The sequence below is a fragment of the Oceanicella actignis genome (genome assembly GCF_008124525.1).
In the GTDB taxonomy this organism is placed as follows: Bacteria; Pseudomonadota; Alphaproteobacteria; order Rhodobacterales; family Rhodobacteraceae; genus Oceanicella; species Oceanicella actignis.
In genome coordinates this window covers 16357-37772 of sequence record NZ_VNHJ01000011.1, presented here as the reverse complement: position 1 = coordinate 37772, position 21416 = coordinate 16357, and the positions used below count along the sequence as shown (strand labels likewise).

Genomic DNA, 21416 nt, shown 5'->3' with positions numbered 1-21416 from the left:
CCTGCGCCCTTCGGACAGATTGCCCCGAACCCACGAGCAGGGAGACTCGCGCATGGCCCAGGAAACCCCCCAGTCGGAACGCGACCCGTCCCCCGCCGCTCAGACCCCCTCGGCCGCCGTCCCGGCCGAGCCGCGCCCCCGCCCCGTCTGGCCGCGCGTGCTGCTCAAGATCTCGGGCGAGGCGCTGATGGGCGATCAGGGCTTCGGCCTGCACCCGCCGACGGTCGAGCGCATCGCGCGCGAGGTCAAGAAGGCGCATGATCTGGGCATCGAGATCTGCCTGGTCATCGGGGGCGGCAACATCTTCCGCGGGCTTCAGGGCTCGGCGCAGGGGATGGAGCGCGCCTCGGCCGACTACATGGGCATGCTGGCGACGGTGATGAACGCGCTGGGCATGCAGTCGGCGCTCGAGGGGATGGGGGTGTTCACCCGCGTCATCTCGGCCATTCCCATGGACCAGATCTGCGAGCCCTACATCCGCCGCCGCGCCATCCGCCACCTTGAGAAGGGGCGCGTGTGCATCTTCGCCGCCGGCACGGGCAACCCCTACTTCACCACCGACACCGCCGCCACGCTGCGCGCGATGGAGATGAACTGCGACGTGCTGATGAAGGGCACGCAGGTGGACGGGGTGTATGACAGCGACCCGCGCACGAATCCCGACGCCAAGCGCTTCGACCGCATCACCTATGACGAGGTGCTGACCCGCAACCTCAAGATCATGGACGCGTCCGCCATCGCGCTTGCGCGCGACAACAACCTGCCGCTGATGGTGTTCTCGCTGCATCAGCCGGGCGGCTTCGCCGAGGTGCTGAGCGGGCGCGGCCGCTTCACCATCGTCGAGCAGGGCTGACGGCGCCGCGCGCCATCCTTTCAGGAGCAGGACATGACCGAGGACATCGACATCGACACCGACGACCTGCAGCGCCGCATGGACGGCGCGCTGGCCGCGCTCAAGGCCGAATTCGCGTCGCTGCGCACCGGCCGCGCGTCGGCCTCGATGCTGGACAACATCCTTGTGGACGCCTACGGCGCGCCGACCCCGATCAACCAGGTCGCGACGGTCAACGTGCCCGAGCCGCGCATGATCACCATCAACGTCTGGGACAAGTCGCTGGTCGGCAAGGTCGAGAAGGCGATCCGCGCCTCGGGGCTCGGGATCAACCCGGTGGTGGACGGCACCATCCTGCGCCTGCCCATCCCCGAGCTGAACGAGGAGCGCCGCCGCGAGCTGGCCAAGGTCGCCGGCCAGTATGCCGAGCAGGCGCGCATCGCCGTGCGCAACGTGCGCCGCGACGGCATGGACATGGTCAAGAAGGCCAAGGCCGCCGGCATGTCCGAGGACGACCAGAAGATGTGGTCGGACGAAATCCAGTCCATGACCGACAAGACGATCGCGCGCATCGACGAGTTGCTCGAGCGCAAGCAGGCGGAGATCATGCAGGTCTGACGGCCTCGGCCCGGGCGCGGCCGCGCGGCGCGCGCGGCCATGCGCAAGGAGAAGCGGATGTTCAAGGCCCCTGACGCGGCGGGCGGAAACGGGGCGTGCGCGGCCCGGCCCGCGCACGTCGCCATCATCATGGACGGCAACGGCCGCTGGGCGCAGCGCCGCGGCCTGCCGCGCCTTGCGGGCCATCGCCGGGGCGTCGAGACGGTGCGCGCCATCGTCGAGGCCTGCCCGGCGCTGGGCGTACGCTGCCTGACGCTCTACGCCTTCTCGACCGAGAACTGGCGCCGCTCGGAAGACGAGGTGCGGGGGCTGATGAACCTGTTCCGCGTCTACATCCGCAAGGAGGGGCGCGCGCTGGCGCGCCAGGGCGCGCGGGTGCGCTTTCTGGGCGACCGGCGGCCGCTGGATGCGGATCTGGTGCGGCAGATGGCGCTGCTCGAGGAGGCGACGGCGGGCAACGAGCGGCTGTCGCTGAACATCGCGCTCAACTATGGCGGCCGGGCCGAGATCCTGGCCGCGGCGCGGCGGCTGGCGCGCGAGGCGGCGGCGGGGCGGCTCGACCCCGAGGCGCTCGACGACGCCGCCTTCGAGGCGCGCTTCGCCGACGCGCTGCACACGCGCGGGCTGCCCGATCCGGACCTGGTCATCCGCACCTCGGGCGAGATGCGCATCTCGAACTTCCTGGTCTGGCAGGCCGCCTATGCCGAGCTGGCCTTCGTGGACGAGTGCTGGCCCGACTTCACCCCCGAGCTGTTCGCCCGCACGCTCGAAGGCTACGGCCGGCGCGAGCGCCGCTTCGGCGCCGTGGGCGCGGCGGGCGCATGAGCGCGGGGGCCTTCGCCGATCTGCGCGTGCGCGCGATCTCGGGCGCGGCGCTGGCGCTGGCGGCCGGCGCGGCGCTGTGGCTGGGCGGCTGGGCCTTCGCGGGGCTGATGGCGGCGGCGGCGGCGGCCATGGCCTGGGAGCTGCGGCGCATGCTGGCGGGCCGCTTCGACGCGGCGGGCGCGCTGGGCGCGGCGGCGGCGGCGGGGGCGGTGCTGGCGACGCAGGCGACGCAGATGCGCTGGGGCGTGGCGGCGCTGCTGCTTGGGGTGCTGGCGGCGTATCTGGCCGACCGGCGAACCGCCGGATGGCGCCGCGCGGCCTTCGCGCTGGGGGCGGGCTATGTCGGCCTGGCCTGCGCGGCCTATGACGGGCTGCGCGACGATCCGCTTTACGGCGCGGCGGCGGCGCTTTGGGTGTGGCTGACGGTCATCGCCTCGGATGTGGGCGGCTATTTCGGCGGCCGGCTGATCGGCGGGCCGAAGCTGTGGCCGTCCGTCAGCCCGAAGAAGACCTGGGCGGGGCTGCTGTGCGGGGTGGCGCTGGCCGCGGCGGCGGGGGCGGCGTTCTCGGCGATGACGACGGGCACGCTGGCGCATGAGGTCATGCTGGTCTCGGCGGCGCTGGCGGTGGTCAGCCAGGGCGGCGACATCGCCGAAAGCCGCCTCAAGCGCGCCTGCGGCGTCAAGGATTCCAGCGCGCTGATCCCCGGGCATGGCGGCGTTCTCGACCGCATGGACGGGCTTCTGGCGGCGGCGCTGGCGGCGGCGCTCATCACCTTCTGGCGCGGCCGTTCGGTGTTCGTGTGGTGAGGGGCGCGGACATGGCCCGGGGCGGGCGGCGCAGGGTCACGATCCTGGGGGCGACGGGCTCGATCGGGCGCAGCACGCTCGACGTGCTGCGCGCCATGGGCGGGCGCGAGGCGTTCGAGGTCGTCGCGCTCACGGGCATGAGCAACATTCCCGCCCTGGCCGCCGCCGCGCGCGAGTTCGGCGCGCAGCTTGCGGTCACGGCCGATCCGGCGCGGCTGGACGAGCTGCGCCGGGCGCTGGCCGGCTCGGGGGTGCGCGCCGCCGCCGGGCCCGAGGCGGTGATCGAGGCCGCCGCGCTGCCGGCCGACTGGTGCATGGCGGCGATCCTGGGCGCGGCGGGGCTTGCGCCGACGCTGGCGGCGCTGCGCGCCAGCGCGACGGTGGCGCTGGCGAACAAGGAATGCCTGGTCAGCGCGGGCGATCTGTTCCTGGCCGCGCAGCAGGCGGCCGGCGCGGCGCTGCTGCCGGTCGACAGCGAGCACAACGCCATCTTCCAGGCCATGGCCGGCGCGCGCGCCGCGCAGGGGGTCGAGCGCGTCATCCTGACCGCCTCGGGCGGCCCGTTCCGCGACTGGCCGCGCGCGCGCATGGCCGCCGTCACGCCCGAGCAGGCGGTGGCGCATCCCAACTGGGACATGGGGGCCAAGATCTCGATCGACTCGGCCTCGATGTTCAACAAGGCGCTCGAGATGATCGAGGCGCGGCACCTGTTCGCCCTGCGCCCCGAGCAGATCGAGGTGCTGGTGCATCCGCAGTCCATCGTGCACTCGATGGTGGGGTATCGCGACGGCTCGATCCTGGCGCAGCTGGGCCCGCCGGACATGCGCGTGGCGATCGGCTACGCGCTGGGCTGGCCCGAGCGGCCGGCGCTGCCGGTCGAGCGGCTGGACTTCGCGCAGCTCTCGCGGCTGGATTTCGCGCCGCCGGACGAGGCGCGCTTTCCCGCCCTGCGCCTTGCGCGCGAGGCGATGCGCGCGGGCGGTCTGGCCGGCGCGACGCTGCTGGCGGCCAAGGAGGCGGCGCTCGACGCCTTCATCGCGCGCCGCATCGGCTTTCTGGACATGGCCGCCGTGGTCGAGGAGACCATGTCGCGCCTTGCCCCCTTCGCGCCGGCGACCCATCTTGACGAGGTGTTCGCCGCCGACGCCGAGGCCCGGCGCGCGGCGGCCCGCATCATCGACGCCCGCGCCGCCTGAGCGCGCGCCGCGCAAGGAGACGCTCCATGGACGCCATCGCGCAGATCCCGCTTCTGGGACCGCTGCTGACGACCGTCATCCCCTTTCTGATCGTGCTCGGCATCGTGGTCTTCGTGCACGAATACGGCCACTACATCGTCGGGCGCTGGTGCGGCATCCATGCCGAGGTCTTCTCGATCGGCTTCGGCAAGGAGCTGTTCGCCTGGGTGGACCGGCGCGGCACGCGCTGGCGCGTGGCGGCGCTGCCGCTGGGCGGCTATGTGCGCTTTCTGGGCGATTCCGATCCCGCCTCGGCGCGGCCGGACAACCCGGCGCTGGCGGCGATGAGCGACGAGGACCGCCGCCGCGCCTTTCCCGCCGCGCCCTTGTGGAAGCGGGCGGCGACGGTGGCGGCGGGGCCGGTCTTCAACTTCCTTCTGTCGATCGTCATCTTCGCGGGCATGGCGCTGACGCTGGGCGTGGGCGACGAACGCCCGGTCATCGGCCAGACCTTCGAGGTTCCGGGCCACCCCACGGCGCTGCGTCCGGGCGACGAGGTTCTGGCCGTGGACGGGCGCCCGGCAACCGATTTCTCCGAGCTGCTCGAGCTGGCTTCCGAGGGCGAGCGCCACCGCCTGCTGGTGCGCCGCGACGGCGCGACGATCGAGCTTGAAACCGGCCCGCTGCTGCCGCCGGCGGTGGGCGGCGTGGCCTCGGGCGGGCCGGCGGACAAGGCCGGCATCGCGCCGGGCGACGTGATTCGGGCGGTGAACGGCGTTCCGGCGCGCAGCTTCGCCGATCTGCAGAAGGCCGTGCGCGAGGCGACGCCGCCGCTGACGCTGACCATCGAGCGCGAGGGCCGCGTCTTCGACGTCGCGCTCGAGCCGCAGCTGACCCCGACGCCGACGGCCGACGGGATCGAGATGCGCCCGCTCATCGGCGTCACCGCCGCGCCGCTGGTCGCGCCCATGACGCGCACGCCCGGCCCGCTCGAGGCGCTGGCCTTCGGGGCGACGCGGACCTGGTCGGTGATCGACGGCTCGCTGCGCTACGTGGCGGCCATCATCGGCGGCGAGGCCGACAGCTCGTCGCTGGGCGGGCCGATCCGCATCGCCTCGATGTCGGGCGAGGCGGCCGAGGCGGGGCTGGCCAGCTTTCTGGGCATGATCGGGATGATCTCGGCCTCGATCGGGCTGATCAACCTGTTCCCCATTCCGGCGCTCGACGGGGGGCATCTGCTCTTCTATGCAATCGAGGCGGTGCGTGGTAGGCCGTTGAGCGACCGGCTGGCCGAGGCGGCGACGGGGATCGGGATCGCGCTGGTGATCCTGCTGATGATCTTCGTGACATACAACGACCTGGCCGGCATGTAGAACGCGCGACGGCGCATCCGCCGGCCCTGGGCGGCGGAGCGCGGAACAAGGCGGAGTGGGATGATGAGGGGCGGTTCGGTGAACTGTGAGCGGCGGGCGGCGATCGCGGCGGCGGCGCGCAAGGCGGCGGGCTGGGGCGCGGCCTCGGGGCGCGCGGCGCGGCTGGGGGCCGGGCTGTGCGCGGGGCTGGCGCTGGCCGCCGGGGCGGCGCCGGCGCTTGCGCAGGCCGAGGGTCCGCAGGCCGGCCCGGCCGCGGCGGCGCGCAAGGCCGCGGCCGAGCCCGGCGTGCGCCGCGTCGCCCGCATCCTGGTCGAGGGCAACCGGCGCGTGTCGGATGCCACGGTCAAGGCCTACATGACGGTGCAGGAAGGCGACTCGGCCACGGATGACGATGTCAACGCCTCGTTGCGGCGGCTGATCGACACGGGGCTGTTCGAGGATGTGAGCATCGCCTGGCTGGCCGACGGCCTGCTGGTGCAGGTGGTCGAGGCGCCCTCGATCAACCGCGTGGTGTTCGAGGGCAACGACGCGCTCGACGACGACGCGCTGCGCGGCGTGGTGCGCTCGACGCCGCGCGCGCCCTTCTCGCGCGCGCAGGCGGATGCGGACGCGCGCGCCATCACCGAGATCTACCGCCGCGCCGGCCGCTACGGCGCCACGGTCGCGCCCAAGATCGTCAAGCGCGAGGGCAACCGCGTCGACCTGGTCTTCGAGATCGACGAGGGCGCGCGCACCGGCGTGCGGGCCATCGAGTTCGTGGGCAACAAGGCGTTCTCGGACCGGCGGCTCAAGGGCGCGATCCAGACGTCGGAATCGGGCATCCTGGGCTGGCTCTTCACCTCGGACGTCTACGATCCCGACCGGCTGGAATTCGACAAGGAGCTGCTGCGCCGCCACTACCTGGACCGCGGCTACGCCGACGTCGCCATCCGCTCGGCCACGGCCGAGCTGACGCCCGACCGCGAGGATTTCGTCATCACCTTCGTCATCGACGAGGGCGAGGTCTACACTTTCGGCGACGTCACGGTGCAAAGCGACCTGCCGGGGCTGGACGGCGAATCGCTGCGCGACGCGCTGACCATGAAGCCGGGCGAGACCTACAGCGCCCGCCAGGTGGACAAGACCATCGAGGCGCTGACCTACCGCGCGGGGCTGGCGGGCTACGCCTTCAACGCCGTGCGTCCCGTGGCGCGCAAGAACCCCGAGACGCGCACCGTCGACGTGACCTTCCGGATCGCCGAGGGCCCGCGCGTCTATGTCGAGCGCCTCGAGATCGAGGGCAACACCCGCACCATCGACCGCGTCCTGCGCCGCCAGTTCCGCTTCGCCGAGGGCGACGCCTACAACGCCCAGGCCATCGCCGAGGGGCGCAACAACCTGCGCAAGCTGGGCTATTTCTCGAAGGTGGACGTGCGCACCGAGCAGGGCAGCGCGCCCGACCGCGCGGTGGTCAAGGTCTCGGTCGAAGAGCAGCTGACGGGCTCGATCTCGTTCGGCGTCGGCTTCTCGTCCGCCGACGGCGTGCTGGGCGACATCTCGATCTCCGAGCGCAACTTCCTCGGCCGCGGCCAGCGCGTCTCGGCGCGGGTCAACTACACCGGCGACGAGCAGGCGCTGACCTTCTCGTTCGAAGAGCCGGCGCTCCTGGACCGCGACCTGGCGGTGGGCTTCAACCTGGGCTACGTGCAGGTGGACCGCACCGACACCAGCTCGTATCAGGAAACGAATGCGGGCTTCCGCCCCTATGTCGAGTTCCCGCTGAGCGAGGACGAGCGCCTGCGCCTGCGCTACCGCCTGTCTTCGGACGAGATCCGCGACGTGACCACCTATGCCTCGCCCGCCATCGTGGGGGACGAGGGCACGCGCTACACCTCGTCCATCGGCTTCGACTATCTGTGGGACCGGCGCGACGATCCGATCGAGCCGAGCAACGGCTTCATCTACAGCTTCAAGCAGGATTTCGCCGGCCTTGGCGGCGACAGCTTCTATTCGCGCTCGGTGGCGCGGGCCAAGGGCTGGCGGCCGGTGATGGGCGAGGATTCGGGCGTCGTCGCCAGCCTCGAGCTCGAGGCCGGCGCGCTCTTCAGCCTGGGCGACGATCCGCGCGTGACCGACCGCTTCTTCCTGGGCGGCGACACCTTCCGCGGCTTCGAGAACGGAGGCATCGGCCCGCGCGACGTCAGCCGGGTGGACATCTACGAAGACGGCGGGACGGGCGCCTTCTCGCGCACGCGCACGCGCGACGACGCGCTGGGGGGCAACTACTACGCCGTGATGCGGGCCGAGCTGACCTTCCCGCTGGGCCTTCCCGACGAGCTGGGCTTCTACGGCGGCGCCTTCGCCGACATGGGCACGCTGTTCGGGCTTGACCGCACGCGCTACGCCGAAACCGGGCCGGGCGCGACCAATGCCGGCAACACCGTCGTCATCGACGACGGGATGAGCCTGCGCGCCTCGATCGGCGTGTCGCTGTTCGTGGACAGCGCGCTGGGGCCGCTGCGCTTCAACTTTGCCTACCCGTTGCTGGCGGAGGATTACGATGAGAAGGAATACTTCCGCTTCACCGCCGGCACGCGCTTTTGAGCGTCGGCGCCGCGCCGGCGCCCGGGGGGGCGGGGCGCTGACGCGGGCGCTGGCCGTGGCGCTGGCCGCCGCGCCGGCGCCCGCCGCGCTGGGCCAGACCGCCGGCGCCGGGCCGGCTCCGGCGCCGGCCCCCGCGCCGCCCCCCGAGCCGCCCGCTGCGTCGGCTCCGGGGCCGGCTCGGGCGGCGCCGCTGATCCTTTACGTCGATCCCGACCGGGTGATCGAGGCCTCGGCCCCCGCCGCGGCGCTGCGCCGGCAAGAGGCCGAGCTGCGCGCGCGCCTCGAGGCGCAGCTGGCGCGCGTCAAGGCCGAGCTCGAGGCCGAGGAGCTGGAGCTGAGCAAGCTGCGCGACACGCTTGCGCGCGACGAATTCAACGCCCGCGCCCTGGCCTTCGACCGCCGCGTGCGGCGCGAGCGCGCCGCCGCGCAGGAGCGGGGCGCGATGTTCGTGCGCTTCGTCAACGAGGCGCGCGCCGCGCTGGCCTCGGCGCTGCCGCGGGTGATCGAGGCGCTGCGGCGCGAGCGCGGCGCGGCCTTCGTGCTGAACGCGGGCGCGGCGCTGGCGGCCGATCCGGCGCTGGACGCCACCGACGAGGCCGTGCGCCGCTTCGACGCGGCCATGGCCGGCGTGACCTTCGACCCGCCGGCCGAGCTGCTGTCCGACGCGCCCGCCGCCGATGACGGCGCGGGCGGCGCGCCCCCGGCCGGCGACGGGAGCGCGCCGCCTGCCGGGAACGGGGCCGGGAGCGCGGCGCCGCGCTAGCCCCGCGCGCGCCCCCGGCGGGGCCTCGGGGGGGCGCATCGGGGCGAAATCGGAGGCGAAACGGCCCTCTAGCGGCCCGCGCGGGGCGTTTTGCCTTGCGCCTTCCCTTGACGCGCGCTTGCGGGGCGTTATTGAGGGGGCGCCTTTCAGATCAGCAGCGAGGGCCGCAATGACCGACGAGACGACCTCCGCCGACGCGCAAGCGCCCGGGCGCGCGGACATCGCCCGCATCAAGCGGATGATACCGCATCGCTACCCCTTCCTTCTGATCGACGCGGTGCGCGACATCCGCAAGGGCGAAAGCGCGGTGGGGATCAAGAACGTCACCGTCAACGAGCCCTTCTTCCAGGGGCATTTCCCGGCCGAGCCGGTGATGCCCGGCGTGCTGCTGGTCGAGGCCATGGCCCAGACCGCCGCCGTGCTGGTGGTGGACACGCTGGGCATGGAGGGCGAGGAGATGCTCGTCTACTTCATGACCCTCGACAAGTGCCGCTTCCGCCAGAAGGTGACGCCCGGCGACCAGGTCGAGCTGCACACGCGCATCCTGCGCGGGCGCGGCAAGGTGTGGAAGTTCTGGGGCGAGGCGCGCGTCGGCGGCAAGGTCGCGGCCGAGGCCGAATACTCGGCCATGATCGTCATGCCCGGCGACCGGCAGCGCGGCTGAGCGCGCGGAAAGGACGGCCATGAGCATCGATCCCTCGGCCACGATCCATCCCTCGGCCGTCGTGGCGCCGGGCGCGCGCGTGGGCGCGGGCGCCCGGGTCGGGCCCTTCTGCGTGCTGGGCCCCGAGGTCGAGCTGGGCCCCGAGGTCGAGCTGATCTCGCATGTGGCGCTGGCCGGGCGGGTCAGCATCGGCGCTGGCACGCGGGTCTGGCCCTTCGCCTCGCTCGGGCATCAGCCGCAGGACCTCAAGTATCGGGGCGAGGAGACGCGCCTGGTCATCGGCCCGCGCTGCATGATCCGCGAGGGCGTGACCATGAATCCCGGCACGCTGGGGGGCGGCGGGCTGACCCAGGTGGGCGAGGGGTGCCTGTTCATGGCCAACGCCCATGTCGGCCATGACTGCCGCGTGGGCGACGGGGTGATCGTGGCCAACTCGGTGGCGCTGGCGGGCCATGTGACGGTGGGCGACCGGGCGGTGCTGGGCGGCAACGCGGCGGTGCACCAGTTCTGCCGCATCGGGCGCGGGGCGATGATCGGCGGTCTGACCGGGGTCGAGCGCGACGTGATCCCCTTCGGCTCGGTCACGGGCGACCGCGCGCGGCTGGCCGGGCTGAACCTGGTGGGGCTCAAGCGCATGGGCGCCCCGCGCGACGAGATCCACGCCCTGCGCGCCGCCTTCCGCGAGATCTTCGCCGAAGGCTCGGACGCGCCCCTGGCCGAGCGCGCCCGCGCCGCCGCCGCCCGCCATGAGGGCCGCGCGCTGGTCGCCGAGCTGGTCGCCTTCGTGCTGGCCGAGAGCGCGCGCGGCCTGTGCACCCCCGGCGGGGGCTGAGCCGATGGGCGCGGCGGCTCGGGGGCGGGGCGCCGCTCGGGGCCCGCTCGGGCTCATCGCCGGAAACGGCGCGTTGCCGCGCCTGGTGGCCGAGGGCTGCGCGCAGGCCGGGCGCGACGTGTTCGTGATCCGGCCCGCGGGGGTCGAGGCGCCCTGGGCCGACGCGCTGCCCCATCTGGACGCGCCCTTCGAGAAGCTCGGGCGCATGCTCGGCGCGCTGCGCAAGGCGGGCTGCGTCGAGGTCTGCTTCGCCGGCGCGATGACGCGCCCGCGCCTCAACCCCCTGCGGTTCGACCTGACGGCGGCGCGGCTGGCCGCGCGCGCCCTGCCGCTCTTGCGCAAGGGCGACGACGAGATGCTGCGCGGCCTTGCGGCGCTGATCGAGGCCGAGGGGTTCCGCCTGGTTCCCGCCCACGCCTTCACCGAAGAGCTGCTCGCCCCCGAGGGCGTGCTGACCCGCGCGGCGCCCGACGCGGGCGACCGCGCCGACGCCGCGCGCGCCGCGCGCATCGCCCGCGCGCTGGGGGCGGTCGATGTGGGGCAGGGCGCGGTGGTGGCGCAGGGGCTGTGCCTTGGCGCCGAGACCATCGCGGGCACCGACGCCATGCTGGCGCAGGTGGCCGCGCTGCCCAGCCCGCCGCGGCCCGAAGGGCGCCCGCTTGGGGTGCTGTTCAAGGGGCCGAAGCCGGGGCAGGACCGGCGCGCCGACCTGCCCGCCATCGGCCCCGACACGATCCGCGCCGCCCATGCGGCGGGCTTGCGGGGCGTGGCGCTCGAGGCCGGGGGTGCGCTGATCCTCGACCGCGCGGCGACGGTGGCCGAGGCCGACCGGCTGGGCCTGTTCATCTGGGGCCGCGCGCCCGAGGCCGCGCCGCAGGCCGAGGGGGCGCCGCAGGCCGAGGGGGCGCCGCATGACGATGCGGCCGGGCAGGCATGAGGAGCCGGGCATGAGCGCCGCGCCGCTGCGCATCCACCTGATCGCGGGCGAGCCCTCGGGCGACCGGCTGGGCGCGGCGCTGATGCGCGCGCTGACGCGGATCTCGGCCCGGCCGGTGACCTTCTCGGGCGTGGGCGGGCCGCTGATGCAGGCGGCGGGGCTGCGCAGCCTGTTTCCCGCCGACGAGCTGGCGGTGATGGGCCTGGCCGAGGTGCTTCCGCGCCTGCCGCGCCTGCTGGCGCGCATCGACCAGGCGGCGCGCGACGTGGCGCGCGCGCGCCCCGACGCGCTGGTGACCATCGACAGCCCCTCCTTCTCGCTGCGGGTGGCGCGGCGCGCGCGGCGCGCGGCGCCGGGGCTGCGGACCATTCACTACGTCGCGCCCTCGGTCTGGGCCTGGCGGCCGGGGCGCGCGGCGAAGATGGCGCGGCACACCGACCATGTCCTGGCGCTTCTGCCCTTCGAGCCGCCCTACATGCAGGAAGCGGGCATGAGCTGCGACTTCGTCGGCCACCCGGTGGTCGAGCGCGGCGGCCCCGAGGATCACGACGCGGCGGGGCTGCGCGCGCGCCTCGGGGTGGGCGAGCGCCCGTTGCTGGCGCTGCTGCCGGGCAGCCGCGCGGGCGAGGTGGCGCGCCTGGCCGCCCCCTTCGCCGCCGCCGCGGCGCGGCTGACGGCGGCGCGCCCCGATCTGGCGGTGGTCGTGCCCATGGCCGAGGGCGTCGCCGCGCAGGTGGCCGAGGCCGCGCGCGGCTGGCCCTTCGCCGCGCATCTGCTCGACCCGCGCGGGCGCGATCCGGCCGAGGCCGAGGCCGAGAAGTTCGCCGCCCTGGCCGCCGCCGACCTGGCCCTGGCGGCCAGCGGGACGGTGACGCTCGAGCTGGCGGCCATGCGCACGCCCCATGTCATCGGCTACAAGGCGAACGCGCTGACGGCGGCGCTGCTGCGGCGCCTGATCCGGGTCGACACCGGCAATCTGGTCAACCTGCTGACCGGGCGCAAGGAGATCCCCGAATTCTTTCAGGAGGACTGCGCCCCCGAGGCGCTGGCCGGCGCGCTGGCGCCGCTCTTGTCCGACGGCCCGGCGCGCGAGCGGCAGCTGGCCGCCGCCGACGAGGCGCTGGCGCTTCTGGGCCGCGGCGGTCCCCCGCCCAGCGAGCGCGCGGCGCGCTCGGTGCTGGCGCGGATCGGCGCGCCGATGCGGTGACTCGCGCCTTGGCCTCTTTCCCCTCGCCCCCGCCCGCCCGGCCGGGCTATAGGAGGCGCCGAACCCGGTCCTCAGCGGAGCCCAGACCATGACCTTCGACCGTTCGATCAAGATCGCCCCGTCCATTCTTTCGGCCGATTTCGCCGATTTCGGCGCCGAGATCCGCGCCGTCGAGGCGCAGGGCGCCGACTGGGTGCATGTGGACGTGATGGACGGCCATTTCGTGCCCAACCTGACCTTCGGCCCGCCCGCCGTCGCCGCCTTCCGCCCGCATGTCAAGACGGTGATGGACGTGCATCTGATGATCGCCCCGGTCGATCCGTGGATCGAGGCCTTCGCCCGCGCCGGCGCCGATGTGATCACGGCGCATGTCGAGGCCGGCCCCCACATCCACCGCACGCTTCAGGCGATCCGGGCGGCGGGCTGCAAGGCGGGCGTGGCGCTGAACCCCGGCACGCCGGCCTCGGCCGTGGCGCATCTTCTGGACGTGGCCGACCTGGTGCTGGCGATGACGGTCAACCCCGGCTTCGGGGGGCAGAGCTTCATCGAGGGCCAGCTCGACAAGATCGCCGAGCTGCGCGCCATGATCGGCGACCGCCCGATCCACCTTCAGGTCGATGGCGGGGTGACGCCGGTCACCGCGCCCCTGGTCGCGGCGGCGGGGGCGGATGTGCTCGTGGCCGGCTCGGCGGTGTTCAAGGGCGGCTCGGCCGCGCGGCCCGAGCCCTATGGCGAGAACATCCGCGCCATCCGCGACGCGGCCGAAGGCGCGCGCGCCCGCGGGTGACCACCGCGCGGGGGGGGGCGGCGACGGCGGTCGCGCAGCGGGGGCGCCGGCGCCCGGCCCGAAGGGCGGCGAGCGCCTCGCGCCCTGATCCGTCGTCGCCTTGGCGACGCTTCGATTCACGCTCGACGCGGCATGCCGGCATGATTATCGTCACGCGCGATGCGGGCGCGTGGGAGACAACTTCAAAGACCGACGCGCGGCGGAGCGGGCTCGAGGCGACCCGAGGTCGGCGCGCATGCGGCGTCTTGTTCGTCTTCCTGCCCGTCCCGAAACGGATGGCGTTCGTGGTCTTCGCTCAGGGATGCGGAGCCCGGTGAAAGGTCGAAGCCGCAAGGCGCCGAGCGCGCGGGTTGGCCCGGAGCACAAATGCGGAGAGCTTGATGCTTCCATTCATCTGCAAGCAGGCGATCAGAGCCAACAAGAAAAGCAACATCGTCTATCTGAACAACCCGAAGGTCGGGTGCAGCACCGTCAAGTTCAATCTCTGGAAATGCGTGTCGCCTGAAACGCATGGACCCGACGTCGACGTTCACGACCTGAAGGCGTCGCCATTCTCGAGCCAGATCGCCGGGCAGGGCTGGCTGAAGCGCGCGAACATTTTCACCTTCGTCAGGAATCCATACAAGCGGATCGTTTCGGCGTATCTGAACAAGATCAGGCAAAGAGAAATGCCGGTCTGGCAGGACTTCTGCAATCGCTACGGGTTCGATGTTGCGGACAGAATTTCTTTCGAAAGCTTCGTAGATGCGATATTTCAGGACGATCCTGAATATCTGGACCCGCATTGGCGCCCGCAATACATCAATGTCATGTATCCGTTCATCGAGCCGAATTTCATCGGCCGTCTGGAGGACATGGACCGCGACCTGCCGCGCGTGCTTTCGAGGTTCCTTGGAAAGGATGTCGAACAGGCGCCCAGAAGAAACGTCCACGGCACGAACGCCGACGAGAAATTCATGCAGTTTTTCGAATGCAGCGCGACCCTGCGCAAGGTTCGCAAGCTGTATGAGAAGGATTTCGAGCATTTCGGATATTCGCGCGAGCTAGACGGGCGGCACGACAAGGCCGATCCGCCCGAGTTCCGCGAGGTCGAGCACCACCGGCTCGATCTTCTTCAGAGCCTGTTCAGGATGCCCGGCAAGTCGCATGAAGACGAGGTCGTCAGAGAGGCCATCCGCTCGGCGCGCGAAACGGGCGATCCTTTCGCCCGGAACTGGGCGCTTCATCTGAGCCTCAATGCCAGATCCGGAGAGCCGGCGGCGGCGCTGGCCGAGATCCGCTCGCAACTTGGCGAGATCCAGGCCGGATTCGGCTTTCTCAAGCGCACCGCGGCGCGCATCGCCGCGGCGAACGGCGCCTGGCCGCTGGTGCATCAGATCGCCTCGGCCGAGCTCAAGCGCAGATACGAAAGCCGAAGCTGGGCCGGCCTCTGAGCGGCCGCGCCCGGGGCGCGGCGCGGTCCCCTCGCTTGGGCCCCCGCGTCACTGCGGCGTCAGGAGCCGCAGGCTCTTGCCGCCGCGCACAAGGATCACGGCCTTTTCCTCGATCTGCGCCACGCGCCAGCCATGGACCAGCGCGCCGGGGGCGATCATCAGCCTTTCGCCTTCCGGCAGCCGCAACAGGGCGCGCCGGGCGCCATGAGCGCCGAACACGCCCAGAAGCGACACTCGCCCCATGTCCAGCCGCGAGCCCTGGGCGAAGCCATGGGGCGTGAGCGCGCCGCCCGCGGCCGCGCCGGGCCTTGGCGTCGGGCGCGGCGCGCTGGCCGGAGAGGCCGCGTCGGGCCCTGCGGCGCCCGGAGCCGGGGCGCGTCCGGCCTCGGCGACAGGACCGGCGGGCGAGGGGGCCGCGGGGCGCGGCGCCGCGTCCGGGGGGGCGTGGGGCGCGGGGCCTGCGCGCGGGGCGGCAAGGGGGCGCGGCGCGCGCTCGGGCGCGGCGCCCTCGGCGGCCGCAAGCGGCCCGGCGCCCAGAGCCAGCGCGGCCGCCGTCAGCCCGGCGGCCAGGGCCCGCCCCGCGCCGGGCGGGCCGGCGCGCAAGCGAAAGGCGCCGGGCCCGGGCGGGCCGGCGCCTTGATGGGGGCCGCCGCCCCCCCGCCTTGCGCGGCGCAAGCGCGGCCGGGGGGCGGGGCGGTCGGTCATGCGGCTCAGCTCGTCGCCTTGGTCAGCGCCTGGTCGAGGTCGCGGATCAGATCCTCGGGATCCTCGAGCCCGATCGACAGGCGCACCACGTTGGGCGCGGCGCCGGCGGCCTCCTGCTGCTCGGGGGTCAGCTGGCGATGGGTGGTCGAGGCCGAATGGATCACCAGCGAGCGCGTGTCGCCCAGATTGGCCACATGGCTGAAGATCTGCAGCGCATCGACCAGCTTGACGCAGGCGTCGTAGCCGCCCTTGAGCGCGAAGGCGAAGAGCGCGCCCGCGCCCTTGGGGCACAGCTTGCGCGCGCGCCGGTAGTGGGGCGAGGATTTGAGCCCGGCATAGGTCACCGACTCGACGCGCGGGTCCTGCTCGAGCCACTCGGCCACGCGCCGCGCATTGGCCACGTGCCGTTCCATGCGCAGCGACAGCGTCTCGATGCCCAGCAGCGTCAGGAAGGCGTTCATCGGCGCCATGGTCATGCCCAGATCGCGCAGCCCCACCGCGTGCCCGTGCAGCGTGTAGGCCAGCGGGCCGAAGGTCTCGTGGAACTTCAGGCCGTGATAGGCGGGCTCGGGCGCGCTGAGCGAGGGGAACTTGTCCGAGGCCGACCAGTCGAACTTGCCCGAATCGACCACCGCGCCGCCCATGGCCGTGCCGTTGCCCGACAGATACTTGGTGGTCGAGTGCACGACGATGTGCGCGCCATGCTCGAAGGGGCGGCACAGATAGGGGGTGGCCACGGTGTTGTCGACGATCAGCGGCACGCCCTTGCGCTCGGCCACGGCGGCGATCCTGGGCAGGTCGGTCACGTAGCCGCCCGGATTGGCGATGGATTCGCAGAAGATGGCCTTGGTGCGCTTGTTGACCGCGCGCGCCACCTGGCCGGGCTTGTCGAAATCGACGAACTTCGCCTCCCAGCCGAAGCGCTTGATGGTGTGCGAGAACTGGGTGATCGTCCCGCCGTAGAGCCGGGTCGAGACGACCACGTTGTCGCCCGGCCCCATCAGCGGGAACAGCGCCAGGATCTGCGCCGCATGCCCGGACGAGGCGCAGGTGGCGCCGACGCCGCCCTCGAGCGCGGCCAGCCGCTCTTGCAGCACGCTGACGGTGGGGTTGGTCAGGCGCGAGTAGATGAACCCCACTTCCTGAAGGTTGAACAGCGCCGCGGCGTGGTCCGCGTCGCGAAAGACGTAGGCGGTGTTCTGATAGATGGGCGTCTGGCGCGCGCCGGTGGCCGGGTCGGGCCGCGCGCCGGCGTGGATCTGGAGGGTGTCGAAACCATAGGCGGGGGCGTCGTCGGACATGATCGGCTCCTTGGGATGCGGAATGTTTGGTGCGAACCTACTGTGCTTTTCGGCGAATGACAGCCGATTTCCGCATTACAGCTTCGACGAGATGATGCCGGTGTTGAATCCGCCCCAGCGCAGCTCGCCGAACAGGCGCTGGTATTCGATCTTGGGGCAGCGGTTCATCACCGTGCGCACGCCCCTGGCCCGGGCGCGCGCCGCGGCGGCGGGGTCCTCGACCCCGATCTGCATCCAGATCGTGCGCAGACCGCGCTCCAGCAGCGTCTCCAGCGCCTCGTCCACGATCGCGCCGGCCTCGGACGAGCGGCGGAAGATGTCCACCATCTGCACCTCGCCCGCCTCGGGCGGAATCGCGCCCAGCGAGGGCAGGATCGTCTCGCCCAGCATGGTCTTGCCCGCATGGGCCGGGTTGACCGGCAGCACGCGGTAGCCCTTGAGCTTGAGATAGCGGGCGACGAAGAACGAGGGCCGCAGCTCGTTGGGCGAGGCGCCGACCATGGCGATGGTGCGCGCGCCGCGCAGGATCTCGCGCAGGGCGGCGTCGTCGATGGGGGCGTCGAGGGCTTCGGGGGCGGGGGTCCGGGGCGTCGTCATGCGGCGCAGTCTAAGGCGCGGCGCGGGGGGCGATCAAGCGCGGCCTTGATCCGATTCGCGAAGGTTCGGACCGTTGGCCCGGCCCCGCGCGCCGGCGGCCGGGCGGCGCCAAGTCCTTGCTGCGTCAAAAAAAAGCGCCCGCATGAAGCGGGCGCGAAGTCGGAACGAGGGACAGTGGTGATGAAGCGAAAGGCGTATCGCTTTCCGCCTCGTCACCAATATGGAGTCTCGCGCGAAGAAATTAAAGAAGTCTCACGGAATCATCACGAATTGTTGCGCTCGCTCACATCCGCCGCGCGCGCCGCATACAGCGCCACCGCGGCGGCGTTCGAGACGTTGAGCGAGCCGAACTCTCCGGCGGCGGGAATGCGCGCCAGCGCGTCGCACAGCTCGCGCGTGCGCGCGCGCAGGCCCGGCCCCTCGGCGCCCAGCGCCAGCGCCAGCGGCGCGCCCTCGCGCAGCGGGCCGGCCAGCGCCTGCGCCAGCGTCCGGTCGGCGGCCCCGTCCAGCCCCACGATGCGATAGCCCATGGCCCGCAGCCGCTCCATCGCATCGGCCAGGTTGCGCACGCGCAGATAGGGCTGGCGTTCGAGCGCGCCCGAGGCGCTCTTGGCCAAGGCGCCGGTCTCGGGCGCCGAATGGCGCGCGGGCGCGATCACCGCGCAGGCGCCGAACACCTCGGCCGAGCGCAGGATGGCGCCGACATTGTGCGGATCGCTCACGCGGTCGAGCAGAACGGCCACGGGCGCGGGGCGGCCGGGCGCGGGCGCGCAGCGCGTTTCGAGATCGCCCCAGTCCAGCGGCTCGACCTCGAGCGCGGCGCCCTGATGCACCGATTGCGGGTCGAGCGGCGCGGGAAAGCGGCGCGGGTCGGCGATCTCGGGCTCGAGGCCGGCGGCGGCCAGCGCCTCGGGGCCCAGGCGGTCGGCGGCGTTGCGCGTGACGATCAGCCGCCGCTTGACCCGCGCCGGATTGAGCAGCGCGTCGCGCACCGCGTGCAGGCCGAACAGCCAGACGGTCTCGGGGCCGGCCTTGCGCGCGCGGTCCTTCTCGATGGCCCAGCGCGGCTTGCGGGGCGGGCGGCCCGTGGGGGCCGAGGAGGGCGCGGGGCGGCGTTGGTCGCTCACGGGGGCAGGCTCCTTGCGGGGGCGCGCGGATCCGCGCCGTCGGATCACTCAAGACCACGGCCGCGCGCCGCAGGCAAGGGGGCGTCCGGCGAACGGGGCGCGGCGGCACGCGCGCGGGGCGAAAACGGGCGCCGGGCAAGGCGCGGGGCCGCGATCGCCAGGGCGGGGCGCAAGGGGCGGGCGCGCGAGCGCGCCGGAAAATTCCCGGTTGACGCCCGCCCTTGCGCGCACTAAACCCCGCGCCAGTCACCACGTCGCGCAGCGCCAACGGCGCGCGGCGCCGGCAGGAGGGGTGGCAGAGCGGTCAAATGCAACGGACTGTAAATCCGTCGGGGAAACCCTACGCTGGTTCGAATCCAGCCCCCTCCACCATCTGACGATCAAGCGACGAACGCGCCGCCCTCTGGGCGGCGTCGGCGTATTCGGGCTGGCGCTTCGGGCGGGGGCCTGGCCGGGCCTGTCGCGAATCGCGTCGCGCGGATCTCGCGGCCGAGGGCGGAGGCTGGGGCGATTCTCCGGCGTCATCGCCTTGCCGACCTCCGACCGGGCCGGGCTGCGTTCGTCCTGCCGTTTGACGGATCGTTAAGATCGCTGGTCGAAACTCCCCGCACCAAGAGGAGCGGCCGCGCGGCAGACGACGCGGGCGAAGATGCGCGCGGCTCTTGCTCAGGCCCAGGCGCCCGCGCATAAGTGATTTCGCAAAACGGCTGATCCGTGCGGCGGAGGGGGGCGATGGACGGCTTGAGGAGCATGGCCCAGCTGGTCGCCCTGGCCGAGGAGGGCAATTTCCGCCGCGCGGCCGAGCGGCTGGGGGTGACGCATTCCGCCCTGAGCCAGGCCATCGCGCGCATCGAGGGCGCCTACGGCGTGATCTTGTTCGAGCGCTCGCGCCGCGGGGTGCGCCCGACCGCCTATGGCCGCCGGCTGGTCGAGGGCGCGCGCGCGGCGCTGACGGCGGTGCTCGAAGCCGAGCGCGACGTCGAGATGATGCGCGACATGCGCTCGGGCCGCCTGGCGGTGGGCGCCGACCCGGCGGTGGCCGAGCCGATCCTGGGCGCGGCGGCGGCGCAGTTGATGCGCGATTATCCGGGCCTTGCGGTGTCGGTGCGCGCATGCTGCTGGCGGCGCATGGCCGACGCGCTGCGCGCGGGCGAGATCGACGTGCATTTCGGGCTGGCGCCGGACCGTCCGCCCTCCGAGGTGCGGCTCAGCGCGTTTGCCTTGACGCCGCCCGTGGCGGTGGCGCGGGCGGGCAATCCGCTGACGCGCGCGCCGGTGGCGGCGGCGGAGCTTTTCGCGGGGCCGGTGCTTTGCTTCGACGCGCCCGGCTGGGTGTTCGCGCGGCTCGGCGCGGCGCATCCGGCGGCGCTGCCCGATCCGTCGCGCGCGCGCGAAGTCGTGACGACGGTGCAGGACATGGCGCTGCTGCGCCGCATGGCGCTTGCGGGCGAGGCGGCGTGCATCATGCCCGGCGCCGCGGCGGCCGAGGATCTGGCCGCGGGGCGGCTGGCGCGCATCTCGCTGGCCGAGGGGCCGCTTTTTCCCGGCCCGCTCGACGCCGTGGCCGCGATGCTCGAGACGCGGCCGCCGCCGCCGGCGGCGCTGGCGCTGGTGCGGCGGGTGCGGCGCGCGTTGGGCGGCGCGGCCCGCGCGCGGCGCGCGGGCTGAGGCCCGGCGCGCAGGCGCGCCAGCCTGCGCGGCGTGGCGCGTCGGGCGGGGGGCGAGCGGCGTTGCCAATCCTTGAGCCGAAGGGCGACGCGCCCCCGGGCCGCGAAGGCGTTGCGGCGCCTTGCCCCTTGCGCAGAGGGGCGGCGCCTGAGCCGACCGGCGCGCAAGCAAGGGCAAGCCCTGGTGCATCGGGCCGTGGCGCGCCGCCCCCGACGCATCGTGCGCCGTTCCCGGCCGGGCCTCTTCGCGTCGCGCAAGGGCCGGCAAGGCGTGGCCTGGTCGGGGCGTTGCGCCGGCCCGATGCCTGATGCGCCGAAGGACGGCGGGCGGGGCGGAGGCTGCGGGCGCCTTCCGAGGGCGCGGCGGCAAGGGATGGCGGCGGGGGCGGGCTTGCATTATGGAATGGACGGTCCATATAGAGGCCCATGAGCACGCCCGACGACATCGCCCCCGACGCGCGGCGCGCCCGGCCTTCGGCCGCGGCGGCGGCGCCTTGCGGTCCCGGCCGCCCGCGCGCCTTCGACGAGGACGCCGCCCTGGCCGCGGCGCTGGAGGTTTTCTGGACCCGGGGCTTCGAGGCCGCCTCGCTCGAGGAGCTGACCCGCGCCATGGGCCTGAGCCGCTCGAGCTTCTACGCCTGGCTTGGCTCGAAGCGGGGCGCGTTGGTGGCGGCGATCGAATCCTATGCGCGCGGGCGGCGTGCGGCGCTCGAGCAGATCTTGCGCGATGCGCCCGACGCGCGCGCGGCGGCGATCGCGCTGGCCGAGGCGCTGGCGCCGCGCGCGGCGCAGGCCAAGGGCTGCTTCATGGTCAACTGCCTGACCGAGCTTGCCCCCGCCGACCCCGAGGTGGCGGCCATCGGCCGCGCGCACATGCGCGCGCTCGAGGATCTGGCCGAACGCACCCTGGCCGCGGTCGAACCGGCGCGGGCGCGCGAGCGGGCCAGCGCGCTGGTGGCCCTGTCGCTGGGCGCGGCGACGCTGGGCAAGGCGGGGGCGCCGGCGCGCACGCTGCGCGCCATCGCCCAGGAGGCGCGCCGCCTGGCGGCGCCGCCCGCCGCCGCCGACCGGCCGGGCGCCGAAGCGGAGGGACCGCCATCGCCTTCCTCGGGCTGAATGTCGGGGGCGCCGTTTTCGCGGGGCTCGTTCTGGACTGATCGGTCCTGAATGAGCCGCCCCCG

Annotated in this window: 20 protein-coding genes and 1 tRNA gene; 17 read left to right on the top strand and 4 right to left on the bottom strand. The window is 73.4% G+C overall.

Annotation, left to right across the window (positions count from 1 at the left end; translation table 11 throughout):
* Positions 1–52: 52 nt before the first annotated feature.
* From pyrH to LY05_RS13505, 14 genes are all read left to right on the top strand, one after another.
* A complete protein-coding gene (gene pyrH, locus LY05_RS13570; RefSeq protein ID WP_083581598.1) occupies positions 53–853 on the top strand; it encodes a UMP kinase in 801 nt (266 codons plus the stop codon).
* A gap of 33 nt (positions 854–886) precedes the next feature.
* Positions 887–1450, top strand: a complete 564-nt coding sequence (frr, locus tag LY05_RS13565; RefSeq protein WP_072748366.1) for a ribosome recycling factor — start codon at positions 887–889, stop codon at positions 1448–1450.
* A gap of 57 nt (positions 1451–1507) precedes the next feature.
* A complete protein-coding gene (uppS, locus tag LY05_RS13560; protein WP_148923517.1) occupies positions 1508–2275 on the top strand; it encodes a polyprenyl diphosphate synthase in 768 nt (255 codons plus the stop codon).
* Positions 2272–3084: a phosphatidate cytidylyltransferase gene (locus tag LY05_RS13555; protein ID WP_148923516.1), complete on the top strand. Its 813-nt coding sequence runs from the start codon at positions 2272–2274 to the stop codon at positions 3082–3084. The genes uppS and LY05_RS13555 overlap by 4 nt, the downstream gene beginning before the upstream one ends.
* Positions 3085–3095: 11 nt before the next feature.
* Positions 3096–4280, top strand: coding sequence for a 1-deoxy-D-xylulose-5-phosphate reductoisomerase (gene dxr, locus LY05_RS13550; protein WP_072748369.1), 1185 nt, complete (start codon positions 3096–3098; stop codon positions 4278–4280).
* Positions 4281–4306: 26 nt separating this feature from the next.
* Positions 4307–5632, top strand: coding sequence for an RIP metalloprotease RseP (gene rseP / locus LY05_RS13545; RefSeq protein ID WP_148923515.1), 1326 nt, complete (start codon positions 4307–4309; stop codon positions 5630–5632).
* Between the two features lie 78 nt (positions 5633–5710).
* Positions 5711–8215: an outer membrane protein assembly factor BamA gene (gene bamA, locus LY05_RS13540; RefSeq protein WP_170259012.1), complete on the top strand. Its 2505-nt coding sequence runs from the start codon at positions 5711–5713 to the stop codon at positions 8213–8215.
* 55 nt (positions 8216–8270) lie between these two features.
* On the top strand, positions 8271–8978 hold the full coding sequence (locus LY05_RS13535) for an OmpH family outer membrane protein (protein ID WP_170259011.1): 708 nt from the start codon (positions 8271–8273) through the stop codon (positions 8976–8978).
* Between the two features lie 169 nt (positions 8979–9147).
* Positions 9148–9642, top strand: coding sequence for a 3-hydroxyacyl-ACP dehydratase FabZ (gene fabZ / locus LY05_RS13530; protein ID WP_148923512.1), 495 nt, complete (start codon positions 9148–9150; stop codon positions 9640–9642).
* 19 nt (positions 9643–9661) lie between these two features.
* Positions 9662–10474 carry an acyl-ACP--UDP-N-acetylglucosamine O-acyltransferase gene (lpxA, locus tag LY05_RS13525; RefSeq protein ID WP_148923511.1) on the top strand — a complete coding sequence of 271 codons (813 nt, stop codon included), beginning with the start codon at positions 9662–9664 and terminating at the stop codon, positions 10472–10474.
* Positions 10389–11411 (top strand): UDP-2,3-diacylglucosamine diphosphatase LpxI domain-containing protein, encoded by a 1023-nt coding sequence (locus tag LY05_RS13520; RefSeq protein ID WP_148923510.1) that lies wholly within the window; start codon positions 10389–10391, stop codon positions 11409–11411. Before lpxA ends, LY05_RS13520 begins: the two co-directional genes overlap by 86 nt.
* 25 nt (positions 11412–11436) lie before the next feature.
* Positions 11437–12618 (top strand): lipid-A-disaccharide synthase, encoded by a 1182-nt coding sequence (gene lpxB, locus LY05_RS13515; RefSeq protein ID WP_148923551.1) that lies wholly within the window; start codon positions 11437–11439, stop codon positions 12616–12618.
* 88 nt (positions 12619–12706) lie between these two features.
* Positions 12707–13405, top strand: a complete 699-nt coding sequence (rpe, locus tag LY05_RS13510) for a ribulose-phosphate 3-epimerase (protein ID WP_072748375.1) — start codon at positions 12707–12709, stop codon at positions 13403–13405.
* Between the two features lie 380 nt (positions 13406–13785).
* Positions 13786–14838 (top strand): sulfotransferase family protein, encoded by a 1053-nt coding sequence (locus LY05_RS13505; protein WP_148923509.1) that lies wholly within the window; start codon positions 13786–13788, stop codon positions 14836–14838.
* Positions 14839–14886: 48 nt separating this feature from the next.
* On the opposite strand, the gene LY05_RS13500 is transcribed toward LY05_RS13505, so the two are convergent.
* The 4 genes from LY05_RS13500 to LY05_RS13485 form a co-directional block, all read right to left on the bottom strand.
* Entirely contained in the window at positions 14887–15081 is a 195-nt protein-coding gene (locus tag LY05_RS13500; RefSeq protein ID WP_148923508.1) for an amidophosphoribosyltransferase, read from the bottom strand.
* A gap of 467 nt (positions 15082–15548) precedes the next feature.
* The gene (locus tag LY05_RS13495; protein WP_148923507.1) at positions 15549–16844 is read right to left on the bottom strand and encodes an O-acetylhomoserine aminocarboxypropyltransferase/cysteine synthase family protein; all 1296 of its coding nucleotides are present in this window, start codon (positions 16842–16844) and stop codon (positions 15549–15551) included.
* Positions 16845–16919: 75 nt separating this feature from the next.
* Positions 16920–17441 carry a CoA-binding protein gene (locus tag LY05_RS13490; RefSeq protein ID WP_072748467.1) on the bottom strand — a complete coding sequence of 174 codons (522 nt, stop codon included), beginning with the start codon at positions 17439–17441 and terminating at the stop codon, positions 16920–16922.
* Between the two features lie 263 nt (positions 17442–17704).
* Positions 17705–18568 (bottom strand): TrmH family RNA methyltransferase, encoded by an 864-nt coding sequence (locus LY05_RS13485; protein ID WP_072748466.1) that lies wholly within the window; start codon positions 18566–18568, stop codon positions 17705–17707.
* A 286-nt stretch (positions 18569–18854) separates the two neighbouring features.
* Here LY05_RS13485 and LY05_RS13480 point away from each other — a divergent pair.
* The 3 genes from LY05_RS13480 (at position 18855) to LY05_RS13470 (ending at position 21351) form a co-directional block, all read left to right on the top strand.
* Positions 18855–18940 (top strand) — tRNA-Tyr (locus LY05_RS13480).
* 360 nt (positions 18941–19300) lie between these two features.
* On the top strand, positions 19301–20236 hold the full coding sequence (locus LY05_RS13475) for a LysR family transcriptional regulator (RefSeq protein ID WP_148923506.1): 936 nt from the start codon (positions 19301–19303) through the stop codon (positions 20234–20236).
* Between the two features lie 425 nt (positions 20237–20661).
* Positions 20662–21351, top strand: coding sequence for a TetR/AcrR family transcriptional regulator (locus tag LY05_RS13470; RefSeq protein ID WP_072748464.1), 690 nt, complete (start codon positions 20662–20664; stop codon positions 21349–21351).
* Positions 21352–21416: the final 65 nt, after the last annotated feature.